Origin of the sequence: Candidatus Methanoliparum sp. LAM-1 (assembly GCF_020885915.1) — an archaeon.
GTDB lineage: Archaea > Halobacteriota > Methanoliparia > Methanoliparales > Methanoliparaceae > Methanoliparum > Methanoliparum thermophilum.
Map to the genome: position 1 here is coordinate 19,625 of NZ_AP025251.1, position 14,238 is coordinate 33,862.

Here is a 14,238-nt window from a genome sequence, read left to right on the forward strand (position 1 = left end):
TTACATTGGGAACTCTTTATATATCTCTTTTAGTATGCCTCTATCTAGTATATCGCAAGCAGGTAAGATAGCGGTTCTTTCTCCATCTGGAGCGAATTCTTTGAGACCTGCTCTACCTATGGCATACCTTGGTCTTCTAAAATCAAAGGCTAAATGAGGATCTGCAAATGCTACTTTTACAACAGGACTTAAAACCCAGGCGGATCCTCTCCCTATCATTGCACCATAATTTGCAGATGCTCGTTGGTTACCATGACCAGCACTGTACGAATGGAAGGGATAGTTCAATCCATGAAATTCTGTTAAATTCCCTTCTTCAGGTCTATAACTACATAAATAAGGTAGACCTAAATGATCTTGGATTTCTTGTCCTGCCCACCCTGTCCTAAGCCATCCTTCTTTCATTGCATATGCAATAGCATAGTTTCCTGCCCATAATCCCATCGTTGAACTACCTGTTAACAAACCACCTATACCACTAGCAACAGTTCCCATAATCGATGTTTTATGAGCACCACCCCAATGTAGTTCAGCAAGTGTAGGAAACTTTTCATAAGTCTCTATAACATATGTAACAATCATATTTACCAATATTTTAAGTATATCCCAATTTGTTGCAATCGGCTTACCTCTTAAGTATTTACTAGCTAAAGATGAAAATTCACCTAGTACATCCTCATTTGCACCACCAGATAGGGCGGATGTAGCTACAGTATTAGAAAATCCTATTCCTCCACTCATATAAAACCCTAACCACAAAGTGTTGTCAAGCATTGCTGCCATCGAAACTCCTTCAGCTAATCGCGTCATTGCTCGTCTTGCACCTTTATCCCCTTCCTGCTGTACATATTCTGCATATGGAATCATCGGTAAATCCCTTTCACATTGTATAAAATCTGATATAAATCCATCAGGTATGCCACCAATCTCGTTTCTTCCTCTCATTCTACTATACCACAGCTTGTCGCCCATATGTATAACTCTTGCATGTTTGAATGCGTACGCCAGATCTGAGATTACATGCTCACCTGAAAGTTGATAAGCTGAGATAAACGCCATTGTGTTTTGCATAGCTGCCCATCTTCCTGCCTCCTCACCATCTGACATTCTTACTGCCAACGTAGGAACTCTTAATACTGCCCATATACTATCCCCGATCGCTTTTTTTAGTGCTGCAGCTCTGTCAGGATGGAACAATTCATCTATATGAATATAAAACGCCGGTTCAAGTCCATCCATTATCTCATCGCTTCCTGTAATAATTTTAGCCCATGCATCTTTGACTAAATACGGATTGACCTCATTCATATGTTCTTGTGCAACTGCACCAGCCCCCATCGTGTGCTGAAGTGTCTCCATATACAGATTCAATGTTTCAGGTGTTACTTCTTTTCCAACTCTTACCTGTAACATCCTATGGGCTAAATCTAAATTCATTATAACGGTTCTTTTAATATCATCGTTCAATTGTTGAATAGCAGCATTATTCATATGATGACTATCATCTTGTTCTATTATTATTCCCCATTTCCCAACAGGCATTGGTTCTAACATTCTTTGCCCTACAGGTAGACCGACCGCTCTGTTGTACGATGGTATTCCTCTCCTCTGCGCTACTTCTCTTCCTGCCTGGACAAACTCTTTTTTTCTGGTAGATTGTCTATATCCGCCTCGATGATACATCTTTTCGTCCACTTCGTATAATGGCTCTGCGTTCCATATCTCTTTCATCGTTTGGTAGATATCCCTTCCTTTTTCTATATCAATAAATTTTTGAGAGGCTCTATAAAGTTCCCTGACATAATCAACCTCTCTTGAAGACATGGTACTATCTTTTACCATCTCTTCTTCCGCCTTTTTCTTTCTTTCTTCAACAAATTTTTTTAATTTTTCCTCTTTACTTGTCATTTTTATTACCCTCAAATTTTAAATCACATCTTCTCGTTTATCAACTCAGGATTAAAACCACCCATGACTCTCAACTTTGCCGCACGTGTCATAACCTCAAACAACTCTGTACGTGCTTTATATGGTTGTGTATCCCAGCTATATGTTATACATAACTTTTTTACCTCATCTTCAGGCATCGGTGGACCAAGAGGGATAGGATTATCCAACACATTTCCCATCTGGTCTTTTATATACACTACTTGTCCTGTCTCTCTGTCATAGATGTATCTTCTTCTTGCATCAAACATCAATCCATCCTCATCAAGTCTTAAAGAGTGACCATGGACCGTTATTCCTTTTAAGGCATCCAATGCAGGATTAAAAACCTCAGTCTCGAGAAGAGTCTTTGTAGCTTTTTCTAAATCTCTCTCTCGCATCTCCAATAACTCCCTTCCACTGTAAACAACAGTATCAACACCTCTAAATCTTGCTAAATACAATCTTGCTCTTCCAAAAGGAGCAATAGGAGGTTTATGAAAACTATCACTGAATTGAATAAATCTTATTCGGTCTCCTGCTCTCGCTCCTGCTGTTGGAACAACGATATGTTTTATTGGATCGTAAGGTTCAATTATTTCCTCCAAAGGAGGATGAACACTGACATAAGCCGATCTAACACTCCTGTGAGATAAAAGCTCTGTAATATCATCCTCTGCTATGTTTCGGTACTTTAGTAAAGATCTATTCTTATCCCATAATCGCCTTCTTCTTTCTGATATCTCATCTTTTCCTGGATATACGTTTGGTACATATTCAGATTTTTCAGCCATTTTTATTCATCCCTTTAAATCATTTTTTATTTCTTCTGCACTCTCACCTACTTTCTGCAACACATCCTGAAATATAGGAAACATCTCTCTTATCTTGAAGAATACTTTTGATGTCATTTCTGGAGAGAATAACTGCGTGCCTGAATCAAGACACATTCCTGCAACAATTAGTGGCTGTATAAAACCAGAACCTCTTAAAATGACATGGTCAAATGTATATGCACCCGGGCCTGCTCCCCCATATATCGAATGGGTATAAAATGCAAATCCTATACCCGCACCCTGCATTCTTCCTGTATCTGCATCTGGTAGCCCTCCTGTTTCATATAAAAATAAATCATGCATATATGCTATTACTGCTGAAGCTGCTTGACCAGCCCTCATAGCTCCACTGTTAAGTATTACCCCTGCGGTGGTTCCACTTAACTCGTATGCATTATACATGGGAAAGTCGTTGGTCGCATAAAACCTATATCCAGATGCTGCTTTGCTTTTAACTTTTATAACTCCGTCATCCAACGCTCTTTTAACAGTAGAATAGACTATATCTGCCACAGTTCCTGATCTATTTTCTTTAACTAAATCTAATGTCATATTATTGGCATTGTACCCTTCGTAAGCATATCCTAACAGATTATACCTTTCATACCACCCAACGGAGTTTCCCATCTCCCATTGTGCTGCTTGCTCCAAAATTGATGCCAAAGCCAATCCGTCCATAGTTCTTTTATTTGCCAGTGCTACTATATGATTTACTGTTATTCCACTGTATCCACAGCCTAATCCATCTATAGTGTTTGATGGTTTAAGAAACGAAGAGACAGGAGCACCTGGAGAAAACGTTGTTGATTGAGGATATCTACCAAAGATAACTGCTTTTATCATATTCGTCGTGTTAAGATCTTTAATCGGATCTATTCCAAATACCTCAGCAACCGTTTGGGCAAGAGATACCATAACCCATGTATAGACAGGATCTCTACTAGCTGCTATCTCCATCACTTTTTTAGGCATTTTGACAACAATTGTATCTTCTATTAACTTTACAATATCTTCTCCGTCTTCTCCACCTACTTTGATTCTATCACGTATACCGTTGGCTATCTCTTCTGCATGGTCCATTATTGGAAGATCCTTCCCATACCACGGCATCTTACACTCATCCTGCCCTGTAGATGTTTCCCATCCAGCCTTTCCCTCTTTTATACAATTTTGTAATTTAGGAAGGTTAATAAAGGCTGTCCTTTTGAAAAGATCAAGGATCTTACCCATGTATGGATTATATACAGGAGAAAGTGCCTCTATCGGTACGTCTTTCGCAACGCACTTTGATAGATCGTTATAAATATCTATCTTATCTTTATATTTCATAATGATATCCTGGTAATATGTGAATATAAACTTTTCTATATTTAGTAAGTACAAATAAAATCATAATTGAGTACTATAATAACGTAAAATCTTATTTATATTCTTACATTATTTTCTTCAGATTTATGATAGATTTTTCATATAATTCGTTTGCATACATCTTATCCCCTAATAATTTTCTCACTGCAAATATCCATGTTCCTGAATGGCCATCTTCTGCAAATATCTTGTCTCTTTTGATAGTTATTGCATCCTCAGGGCAAGATTCTTTACATGCTCCGCAAAGCATACAATAAGACTGGTCTACCCTTAACGGAGATCCATATATCGCTTTACACGGGCAGACATCCATACAGACCCTACAATTTTCGGGACAGAGCTCGTTCTTAATTGATACCGTACCTATGTATATACCTTCTTTAATTATTGCACCGTTTGGACAGACCCCCTGGCACCAACCACATGCTATACATTTTTCTTTATCGTAATAAAAAAATCTGCGATATTTATCTAATTTATTAACCTTGACGGATGGATACTCTTTAGCCAATTTCATGCATTCATCGTATCCTTTCTTTAATGCATCACTGAAACGGTTTATCAATGTTCTTGATGCGTCTTCAGGTAGATCAATCGTTACTACCCCATACTGTCTATCTTTATCTTCGCCTAGTTCTATAGCCTTGGTTGGACAAGACATCTCGCATAAATTACAGATCGGATCGCATAAAACAGCGTTCCACTCTACTCTTCTTATAAATCTTGGAAAATCGTCTCCCAATACGTTTCTACTGACCTCTCCGTCTATTTTAAACGTTATTGCATTAAAGTAACATACTTCGGAACAGACACCACAAAATGTACATTTTTTCTCATCTATAATGGCAAGCGCACTCTTCTTTAATCTTCCATCTTCTATTACAGCAGGTTTTAGCGATATCGCCTCCTCTGGACAAACTTTAATGCATGTACCACATCCTCTACATATCTTTGAGTTTACAATTACCTCATGTTTACGAAAATACATCTCTCTCTTGACTATCGACTCGTTACCGCGTATAATCTTAACAGGTTCTCCTCTCATTATTCATAGCCTCTTTTTATTTTTTCCTTATTCTTGAGAGATAAAGCTAAAACCCTTTTATCATCTTTCAAGCGGCTTGCTAAAGTAAATCTTTCAAAATTTGTTCTATCTCATAGTTAATTGGATACCAACAGTCTGTATTAAAACTTCCACCGGATTCGCCAATTGCATTAATAAGCATATCTTCGTCTATGGGTGAATCATCTACAATTGAAAAAGATAACCCTCCATAATCATCGATCGTAGCAAAAAGCAATCTTGGTTTAAGTTTTATTATCTTAATACAAAAAAACCCTTCTATATCTGCTATTCTATCCTTATATGTATGATATATATTTATATTAGATGCAATTTTCCCATTCTCTGTCTCTCTATTATACCACCATATATTCTTGCTTTTTATCTCATTAATTTTCATTCTTATAATTATTTCTAATTGTTATGATAAGCAATCCAAAGAAAGATTTAGTTCTTTTTATAATTATTCAACCAGTACTCTACCTTGGTTGTAATATCATCGATCTTATCTTGTAAACACGTCTGGCCTCTTATAACCCCTGTTACTATATCCACGATAACCCCTTTCGTCTCAGGTTTTTTAGGCATCTTTTGTATAGTTTTAATCCCTACTTTTGCAAAATCCTCAAAATCCATCTCAGCCTGACATACTATAATCGAAGGTATCTCTATATTTCTTAAAAAGACTTTGGCTTTATATATGATATGGTATGGTATATTTCCCAGATGTATAATTGCCAGTTTATACCTTCTTATTATCTCTTCCTCTTCCTCATTTATGGAAGAAATACTCCCCATCGTAGCAAAACCATCAGGAAATTCTTCAGGAGGCGGTGGTCCGATACCAGATCTCAAAACGAGAACACTTACACCGATATCTCTTTCTCTTAATCCATACGTTATCTCACATACAGGCTTTGTTATATGCCTTCTTGTTGGTCCCATAGAAAGAACGATGACGTCTTTTGAGTCTGTTTCGGCAAGTGTGCCAGCCTGTGCCAACCCTCCCCCTAAACCAATTCCAGCGGTCTCTCTACAATCTATTACCTTTGTTTTTCTTCCAATCATATATAATCAAATCTAATAACGGCACGTCCCGTTTTTGATGTCAGAGTCTCCCTCGTCGGCGTATATCTTCCAATCTCGGTTAAAAATCCGTATGGAAAGACTTTTCTACATATCTCCTCTATCTTCTCGATTTTATCCTTGTTTATCTCATCTATCTCTATATAAATCCATGTAACTTGAAGTTCGAGTAATAATGTTTTTTGTTTTACAATAATTGAAGATTTATATTGAATAGGAGCACCGCTTAAGGTTACAGAAGTAATGAAATCTAGATTAGAAATTTCATTTAAAAATGTCTCTATTGTACTCTTGGATGGCAACCTATTTGGGAAAACCTTTATCTCATTGTTTGAATAATCTTTTTTGCTATTATGCATTTTATAATACTTCTAATAGATATCTTGGATATGGTCTAACTATAATATTGTTTTTAATTTTGGAACGCTTTATCTCTGCAATATCGATCAATCTATCCTTACCAATTTGGACATCTTTAACTTTATCAAGATACTTATCATAATCAAGTTTTACTCTAAGCCCTCTATTTTGAACAACAATAGGAGATGGAAGAGTAGATTTATCGATCTCATCGATTTGATCTTCTATCTCATCTTTTATTGCAAATGATGACACAAGATAATCTTCTTCTCTCTTGAGTAAAAAATTCTCTATAAGCGAGACTAACTTATCCAAATTTTCTATCTCATCAATCGATCTCAATCGGTGTAAGACTTTTCCAAATCCACCTATATAACATACGTCGTTATCTATCTTATTAGGTGCACCAGTTACTACTACAGGTATATCCAACGAATTGTAAATCTTCCATTTATATCCATCGATACAATCTTTATAATTTCCAAGAGATACGACCGCAATATCATGCTCATTTATTATCTGCTTTTCATATTCTAAGATCTGAGAAATTCTTCTTCCTATTCCTCTAGCCAACCCAATTACATTCACTTTTGCTCCTTTTTTCCGCAAATATTCTGATATATCACACGCAGGATGAGGAAAATGGCGTCTCGTAAGTGATGGCAGAACCAATGCAATTTCGGATCCGATTAAAGGAAGCTCTTCAAGCTCTCCGCCTAAATCTTTTGCTATCTTAATCACAATGTACGAATCTTTCTCGGGTACAACAAACGTTGTTGTCGTATCACTTCCCATTATATTCTCATTTATAATTGTTCCTCCAACATCTTCTATAAATTCTATCAAATCCTGACGTTTATAGCCACCTTTAAAGAGATATCCCTTATACCCCATAATCAAGACTCTTTACTCTCTATATCTACCATCAAGTCACATACTTCATCAGGATCACCAGTTTTAAAGATCTTACCATTTTTGAGATAGATAGCTCTGTCGCAAACTGTCTTGATAAAATCTATATCATGGCTTATAATTAAATACGTCTGTTTAAGGCTATTTCTTGCATTTCTTATGCTTTTTGCAATATCTATCCTGGTTATTGGATCAGCAGTACCCGTCGGCTCATCAAGTATTACTATCATTGGATCTTTTATAAGAGCGCAGGCAATACATATTTTATGTCTTTCTCCCTCTCCAAGTTCGCTAGGATATTTATATAAAAGATAATCTATATCTTCTTCATTAAAATTAACCATTTTTAAAACGTTATATGCCTTTTTTGTCTTCTCCTCATCAGATATTTCTTTTTTGATTCTGCTTATGAGATTCTCAAGAACTATCTCTCCTTCATGTAAAGAGTATTCTTGATGGAGTATATCCATAAAAGGAGTAACTCTTCCTCTTCCTGCAGGACCAGGAACGCTCATATCAACCCAATCATCTCCTATTCTTATCTTTATCGTACCATCTGTTATATTGCTTATACCAATAATCATATGTGCGATAGAAGTCTTTCCTGCGCCACTAAGGCCTACAATACCCAATATCTCATCTTTTCTTACATCAAAGGAAACATCATCAACAGCCTTTATATAGCGCATCTTACCTTCTATTAATCCTCTATACCATTTTTTTAAATTTTTACAAATAATAGTTGGAGGACCTCCTTTGTATCGTTCAAATTTGATCGGTTTGATACTCTCCATAAAGATGCTATATATCTCATCCGATGTACCGATTTTGGTAATCTTGCCATCATCCACCAAAGCAGCATTATCGGTAAGCATCTTTACTGCTTCAGGCCAATGAGATGTTACAATAAAAGTTATCTCTTCTCTTTTTATAAATTTTTTCATCGTTTCATGAACAGAAAACGCTGTCACAAAATCTAAAGTACCTGTTGGTTCATCTGCAAGAAAGAGTAATGGCTTTTTTAATAAAGATGTTGCACATATTATCCTTTGTTTCTCACCTCCAGATAGATCTCGTCCAATAGATTCTAAACAACTTCCCAATTTAAATCCTGAAATAAGTTCAAATATGCGTTCATCCATCTTATCTCTTGGATAGCCTATACTTTCTAATGCTTTTATCAGATTTTCTTTTGCAGAAACATAAGAATATAATGTGAATCCTCGTTGAGGCATCAAGGAGACCCTGTCAAAAAGGCTTAATGCCACTCTATCTTGCTCTTTGAGTTTATCCCAGTAGTCTAACTCTATAAAATCAAGTTTAGTAGAACACCTTGGGCATGGCTCACCAGCCATCGATGGTCTATCTACCCAATAACAATTTGGACAGTAGGAGACATCGTATATTATACTACCGTAGGTCGGTTCGTACCCTTCTACTCCTTTTATACATTGCATCAGCACAGATTTTCCAGAACTGCATCTTCCTAAAAACCCGAAAGTATCGTTCTCTTTAAGCTCCAGAGAAACATCTTTAATCACAAATATCCCTGAAAATTCTTTTGATACGTTATCTACTTTCAAGAAAGTTTTAGTCAATCTTCATCACTTTTTAGTATCTATCTTTATAGAGGATTTTGAGATGTTCTATCTCTTAATTAATTTGCCAAGTTCCGTAAATAACGGAAGTATTGCAGCACCCTTCATCATTGCACCTTTTATCTTTATTTTTCCGGTAGTGAACGCTTTCAGTGCTGCAGATAAACTACCGCTTGTCATTATCTCAAACATATCAAATAACGATTTAGTAGGAAGTTCTAACGTTAAATCAGATTCTGTATTTGAATCGAGTGTTATCTCACCATTATTCCAATTTATTCTGAATCCCCATCCCATATCTATCAGATTAACACCGGTTGTTACTTTTGCACTTTTTATTTTATTAAACATATCATCGATATCTTTGTTAATCTTTTTAACAATAGGAAAACCTTCGTTTACTAAAGGGAAAAAGCTTTTCATGATATCTTCAAAATCTCGTCCAAATTCTGTTAGTTTATCTGGATTAATCTCTTTCATAAGTTTTTGCATACTACTGAAAATATCAGGTATCATCTTTGCAAGATCGGGAACTTCTGTTAGAAACTTCTCAAGTCCGTACTTTTGAACCTTGTCAAATATAAGAGGTAACGTCTCCCTTATGACTGGAAGTGCATCGTCCGGTTTACTTTTGTTTATAAACTCTCCTGCTTTAGGTATTCCTCTTATTATAAGATCTGGAGATTCTTTAAGGACTTTTATATAATCTGATACTTCGGCGTCTTTTATAGTATCTAATAGATCAGGAAATATCTTCTTTAGTTCTTCTACATCCGCTTTAATAGCTTTCTCTCCTATTTCTTTGATCTTTTCTGCCAATATATCTACCTCTTTTTTTTTAAAAAAATAAAGAGGATAATTGTTCTTTCTCACTTTAGCGTCTTTTCGACAAGCTCTATAAGGTCTACAACCTTTAATTTTTTATTAAACACCTCATTAGCATCTCCTAAATTACGGACACAGAAAGGACAGGCAGTAACTACCGTATCGACACCCACGCTTTCTACTTCTTTTAACCTTTCATTAGCAGTCCATAGTGCAAAATCCGGAAAAGCAGACTTCACTCCACCCCCAGATCCACAACACCATGCGTTTTCTCTGTTTCTCGGCATCTCGTGTATATTTGCTATAAGACCTAAAACATCTCTTGGTTCTTCATATACAGCTTTATCGTAAACTTCCATATGTCTTCCAAGATGGCAAGGATCGTGATAAGTTACATCTAAACCCATATTTTCCAAACTTACTTTTTTCTCATCAAGCATAGAAACAAAAAGTTGAGAAGTATGTATAACATCGAACTTTACGCTTCTCTTTCCTAATAAAATAGGATAATCGACTTTCAACGTACGATAACAACCTGCACATGAAGTAACAACAGTCTTTATTCCTCTCTTCTTTATTGCCTCAACATTATGTCTCGCAACTTCTATAGCTTTTTCTCTCTGTCCTGTTCTCAGTAAAGGAGATCCACAGCACCATTCTTCCTCCCTTAAAACATCAAACGATACACCTGCTTTATTTAAAGCATTAACAGTCGCTTTTGCAATATTTTTTTGCCTATACGATGATGTGCATCCAGTAAAATATAAAACTTCTGCATCTTTTCTTGTCAGTCCTTCTTCTAACCAATCAAACCTTGATTCGTGTGTCTCAAAATAAGGATTATGATCTTTTTCTATCCATTCTCCAAATTCTAAATGTTTTTCTGGGATATAACCTGCTAACACAAGTGCCTCTCGTAAATCTTCGTACAAAGCAGAATGATCCTTTATAGAAAAACCAAAATATGTATGTGGTTTACACATTGCATTACATCCGTTACAAACTTGGCAAGCAAAAGCTACCTCTAAAGCTTTATTCGATGGCTTAACGGATCCTTCTATTATCCCTCTTACCAATTCATTTCTACCAGGTGGATAATATGCCTCAAATCCAAAATATTCACCACTTGGACATATAGTTAATGCTTCTCCTATCTTATGGTAATCCGCAAGTGAACATATACGGCAATGTCCGCAATCGTATATCACTTCTCCCCATTTTTCTACAGGTTTTTTATAATTTATTTCCATAATAAAAAGGCATATTTTTCTCACATATATAATTAACGTTTCGATACAAGAAACTGTCAAGATAAGCACATCAATATAACTGATAATAATCTATATTCTTAACTTGACAGTCTCTTATAGTATACCGCTCCTTAAGTATTCCTAAACCGTATCCCAATCTTGTCTAAATAAGAGCATTTCTACAAAGCCGTGGTTGAGAGAGGTCATACGTTTTTTTAACATGAAACCCAGAGTTATAAGTACGATAGTGCAACCCGTCTTATTTCTAGCGTTGTTAGCATTACCATGACTACTTTTTGATGGTACTATGTCAGAGCCCGACGTACCTTTGGAGGGTTGACGGTTGGCATGTTACAAGCATTGATAACGATCGGAGTAGCCTCGGTCTTCGGTATATGGTATGGATTCAAATATGGGTCGATATCATTGTCTTGATCGCTGTGGCAGTAGTATTTTTGTTGCTAGGCGCATATACCTTCTTTAAGATGGAGGTGGACTAATCTTTTTTCTTTTTAATAATAAAATAAATTTTAATAATAAAATAAAAGAGATTTTAACAATCTTCTCCATTTTAAGATTGTCAAAAACTTTAAAATCCTAAGATAGGTCTGAACTTATTAAGAAATATCTTGAAAAGCTCGAATCTCTCATCATCTAATTCATCAAAAGAAATTGACCCTACATCCTCCGTCATATCTATCAATAATCTGGCAGGCTTTGTCTGCTTCATCAGTTTCTTTAAATCACCCTTTAAAGTCATATCTCCCTTCATTAACGCCTTTATAACACCTATTTTACCCCTTTGTACGTCTATCCATTGATCATAAGTACCAGTAATCACATATGCCGCTTTTTCAGCATCATCTTTGGAGACAAGTCTTAAAGAACCAGGCCGGGCTTCCCCATGATACAGTCCCATATAAATGTATAGATCCGTATCTAATCCCAAATCAGGCGCTGGAAGTATATGTAAAGCTATATCTCCTTCCCAGTCTTTTGCAGCATCTTTATACTCTTCAGAATGAGGCCCCTCATTAATCATCCTTTCGAACTCATGAGTCCATTCAGGAAGCCCCAATAGATAAGGTTTAGGAAGTTTGATCCTTTCATCAAGAATTAACTTGTATGCTTGTTCCCACTCTGGTGTACCATATTTAGGAATCTCGTATTCCTCTCCATTTATTCTCATTACGTTTTTTTCCTCGTCTACCTCTATCGAATTCATCAAATTTTCTATCTCTTTTAAATCTCCACGCAATATGTCTATCTTTGCAATTTCTCTAATCTTCTCATTCCATTCTTCTGAACCTACTTTATACATTTTAATACCTCCTTTTTTATTTATTCATCAAACAAAGCTCCCGGATTCATTATATTGTTTGGATCTAATAATTCTTTTAATTTTTTCCATAATGGTATATAATATCCTTTTATCTGTGGCAACGATTGTTTTATTACATCTCTATACGGCCTAAACCATGCATAGATACCTACATCATTTAACAAAAGATCCGTCTCCTTTTTTGTAAACATCTTTACTTTATCTATCGATGAAGGATCCGATACAAAATCCATCCACGCATCTATCTCTACATAAGCCGGTTTTCCAGAATATGGATAGACAGGATATGCAACCAAAGAAAAATCAACAGGATCCAACCCACATTTTACCCAGAGGTCTTTTGATTTTTCATAATAAAGATCCACCTTATCTAATGGACCCCACCAAGCAAGAGCCCAATAATCTCCTAAAGAGAACCAATGGGCAATCTTTCTAGGATATCTAAATTCATATTCTATAGTATCAGGAGTAACCGGTCTAAACTCTCCTACACCTAGGGTATCTCTCATTTTTTCAGTATTAATACCGGTATCTGCCACTTCATCTTTGCCAGTGCCTAATTCTGACAAGACCTCCTCAGATGTGAGTATATCAAAAATATTTTTCGAGACAGAGGGAGTTACACCAGCTACTTTTTTTACACCATCTGGCAAATCCGATCGTTGGACCATATCATAAGTAACTTTTGAATCTATATTCAATCTTTTAACAATCTTGTTTACAACATTTTTCTTATATTCTACCGCATCTTCGTCACCTTCAACTATTGTTTGTGTCATCCAAGGTGCCATAGAAAACAGTATCGAAAAAACTTCTTTTGTAAACTTGCTTTTCACGAATCCTAACGTTGTTAAACCAACTCCCCATGTCATCAATATTTGACTAGATGCCACCCCCGCTTTGGCCACTTCATCAGAGAATTGGATCGCCTTTTTAACATCTCCATAAAAGTTCATCATTACTTCCGTCTTTTCAGGTTTTTCAAACAATCTTACGGTCATCTCTGTTACTACACCCATAGTTCCTGGTTGCCCTTGAAAAAGTCCAAACAGATCAGGTCCAAAATATCTAAAATTCGGATCTGCTTTAGGAAATGCTCTCGAACCGGTATGTAATATCTCTCCTGTTGGAAGAACTACCGTCGCACTCAATACTTGATCCATCCCTTCTGAAGTGATATGATGATAAACACCTCTTAATGTATAGTTAGATACTGGTGAAACAGTGGCAGGTGCACCTGGAACTGCAGGTTTTAACCCCTTTTTTGCAGACTCTGCCACCAATCGTGCTATAGTAACACCAGGCTGAACTGTTGCTGTCCTCATATCTTCATCTATCTCTAATTTTTTCATTCTCTTTAATTCAAGAATAATACCACCATATGTAGGAATACATAATCCTCTGACGTTTATTCCGCTACTCATTGGAATGACTGGTATACGATATCTATTTGCAATTCTCAATACCTTTTGAACTTCTTCTGTTGTTATCGGTCGTACAATATAGTCAGGCAAATGAGGAGGAATGAATGGCCATTGATTATCACGTGAATACGCCGCCAAAATGGCATCCTCATTTGATACATTCTCCTCTCCAACCGCATCGCATAATAGCTTAAATATACGATCATTAGAGAATTTTTTTTGTTCGTTCATCATATTATATCAGGATG

General features: G+C 36.2%; 13 protein-coding genes. All 13 read right to left on the bottom strand.

The window, feature by feature from the left end:
• Nucleotides 1-1,908: a hypothetical protein gene (locus LPC15_RS00110; RefSeq protein WP_229234681.1), complete on the bottom strand. Its 1,908-nt coding sequence runs from the start codon at nt 1,906-1,908 to the stop codon at nt 1-3.
• Between the two features lie 23 nt (nt 1,909-1,931).
• Complete coding sequence (gene mcrG, locus LPC15_RS00115) at nt 1,932-2,720, bottom strand: coenzyme-B sulfoethylthiotransferase subunit gamma (RefSeq protein ID WP_229234682.1); 789 nt, start codon at nt 2,718-2,720, stop codon at nt 1,932-1,934.
• Nucleotides 2,721-2,726: 6 nt separating this feature from the next.
• Nucleotides 2,727-4,091 (bottom strand): hypothetical protein, encoded by a 1,365-nt coding sequence (locus LPC15_RS00120; RefSeq protein ID WP_229234683.1) that lies wholly within the window; start codon nt 4,089-4,091, stop codon nt 2,727-2,729.
• Nucleotides 4,092-4,194: 103 nt separating this feature from the next.
• Complete coding sequence (locus LPC15_RS00125) at nt 4,195-5,175, bottom strand: 4Fe-4S binding protein (RefSeq protein WP_229234684.1); 981 nt, start codon at nt 5,173-5,175, stop codon at nt 4,195-4,197.
• Nucleotides 5,176-5,254: 79 nt separating this feature from the next.
• The gene (locus LPC15_RS00130) at nt 5,255-5,593 is read right to left on the bottom strand and encodes a hypothetical protein (protein ID WP_229234685.1); all 339 of its coding nucleotides are present in this window, start codon (nt 5,591-5,593) and stop codon (nt 5,255-5,257) included.
• A 47-nt stretch (nt 5,594-5,640) separates the two neighbouring features.
• A complete protein-coding gene (gene mcrC / locus LPC15_RS00135; protein ID WP_229234686.1) occupies nt 5,641-6,261 on the bottom strand; it encodes a methyl-coenzyme M reductase I operon protein C in 621 nt (206 codons plus the stop codon).
• Nucleotides 6,258-6,638 (bottom strand): methyl-coenzyme M reductase operon protein D, encoded by a 381-nt coding sequence (locus LPC15_RS00140; protein ID WP_229234687.1) that lies wholly within the window; start codon nt 6,636-6,638, stop codon nt 6,258-6,260. Before LPC15_RS00140 ends, mcrC begins: the two co-directional genes overlap by 4 nt.
• Nucleotide 6,639: 1 nt before the next feature.
• Nucleotides 6,640-7,533 carry a methyl-coenzyme M reductase family protein gene (locus LPC15_RS00145; RefSeq protein ID WP_267496942.1) on the bottom strand — a complete coding sequence of 298 codons (894 nt, stop codon included), beginning with the start codon at nt 7,531-7,533 and terminating at the stop codon, nt 6,640-6,642.
• Nucleotides 7,534-7,535: 2 nt separating this feature from the next.
• Complete coding sequence (gene atwA, locus LPC15_RS00150; RefSeq protein ID WP_229234689.1) at nt 7,536-9,149, bottom strand: methyl coenzyme M reductase system, component A2; 1,614 nt, start codon at nt 9,147-9,149, stop codon at nt 7,536-7,538.
• A 48-nt stretch (nt 9,150-9,197) separates the two neighbouring features.
• Nucleotides 9,198-9,968 carry an SCP2 sterol-binding domain-containing protein gene (locus tag LPC15_RS00155; RefSeq protein WP_229234690.1) on the bottom strand — a complete coding sequence of 257 codons (771 nt, stop codon included), beginning with the start codon at nt 9,966-9,968 and terminating at the stop codon, nt 9,198-9,200.
• Nucleotides 9,969-10,018: 50 nt separating this feature from the next.
• On the bottom strand, nt 10,019-11,224 hold the full coding sequence (locus tag LPC15_RS00160; protein WP_229234691.1) for a (Fe-S)-binding protein: 1,206 nt from the start codon (nt 11,222-11,224) through the stop codon (nt 10,019-10,021).
• A 589-nt stretch (nt 11,225-11,813) separates the two neighbouring features.
• Nucleotides 11,814-12,545, bottom strand: a complete 732-nt coding sequence (locus tag LPC15_RS00165) for an SCP2 sterol-binding domain-containing protein (RefSeq protein ID WP_229234692.1) — start codon at nt 12,543-12,545, stop codon at nt 11,814-11,816.
• Between the two features lie 20 nt (nt 12,546-12,565).
• On the bottom strand, nt 12,566-14,224 hold the full coding sequence (locus tag LPC15_RS00170) for an FAD-binding oxidoreductase (RefSeq protein WP_229234693.1): 1,659 nt from the start codon (nt 14,222-14,224) through the stop codon (nt 12,566-12,568).
• Nucleotides 14,225-14,238: the final 14 nt, after the last annotated feature.